The organism is Rhodoferax sp. RT5P35, from assembly GCF_056521385.1.
In genome coordinates, this window is sequence record NZ_JBWMAX010000275.1 from 1 (window position 1) to 1141 (window position 1141).

The 1141-nt window shown below is 68.4% G+C and carries 1 protein-coding gene; it reads right to left on the minus strand.

The window, feature by feature from the left end:
* On the minus strand, nucleotides 1-1141 hold a 1141-nt coding region (locus tag AC097L_RS25595), incomplete at both ends, for an O-antigen ligase family protein (protein WP_479589512.1).

Consider the following 1141-nt stretch of genomic DNA (forward strand, 5'->3'; position numbering starts at 1 on the left):
CAGCAAAAAAGCCACGCGCGGCACATCCATCACGCTGCTGACCAGGCCCACCAACAACACCCCGCACAGCGATGCCGCCAGGTAGGGTGCCAGCGGCTGGCGGCGGGCGGCGCCCAGCACCAGTTGCCACAGGGCGGTGCCCACCAGCGCAGCCCACAGGATGAAGCCCAGCACCCCGCGTTCGCCCAGCACTTCGAGGAACAGGTTGTCGATATGCCAGGGCAAAAAGTAAAAGCGCGCCGCCGGGAACCAGTGCGCCAGATTCTGCGCAAAGTCGCCGTTGGACAGCTGCTCCTGGCCATTGGTGCTCTGCAGGCTGATGGAGCGGAAATCGGCATGCGCGCCCGCGCCCAAAACCGCCGCCGAAAACATGCCCAGGCGCGGGGCGTACCACGGCGTGTCCTTGAAACGGGGCCCCTGCAAAGGCACGGTGATGCGCTGCCAGGGGCTGGCGGCAGGGTCATCCACCGGTTTCAAGGGCAAATAGGCGCTTTGGCAGCGGGCCGGGTACAGCAGGTGGCGTTCGCACAGTTGCAGGTACACGCCAGTGGGCGCATCCACCCGCACCTGCACGCTGGCCCGGTAGCGCGCACCGGGCACGGGGCGCACGCGCTGGGTGGCGGCATACAGGCCTTCCAGGTAGTCGTCGGTATCGGGGCCGGACACGCGCATCACTGGCGGCTCTGCACCCTGCCCGCTTTGGCCACTTTGCCAGGCCACGTGGCCAGACCATTCGCCCTCGGGATAGCTGCGGGCATAGTGCGACGGCAGGCGGCCCAGGCCGATACCGGCGAACCCGTCCACCGGGTCCTGCAGCAGGTCCAGGCCGCGCTGCCAGTGCGCCATGCGGCTGCCGAAATCGCGCTCGGTAGTGGTCAGGCGGCTGGCCATGAAGCTGCCACCGTTGAGCACGCCTACCACCTCGGCCACCAGCACCACCCCCAGCGCCCAGGCGGCCTTGGCACGCCAGCCCCGGGGGCGGCGGCGCTGCCACAGGCTGACAGCCAGTGCGCGCAGGTCCAGGCCCGCCTTCTGCACCCACAGCAACAGCCCCAGCAGCACCAGCGGGGCCAGCATCGACAAATAAACACCGCGCGAAAAGGTGGTAAGCCCCGCATAGGTCACCAGTACAGCCAGCAGC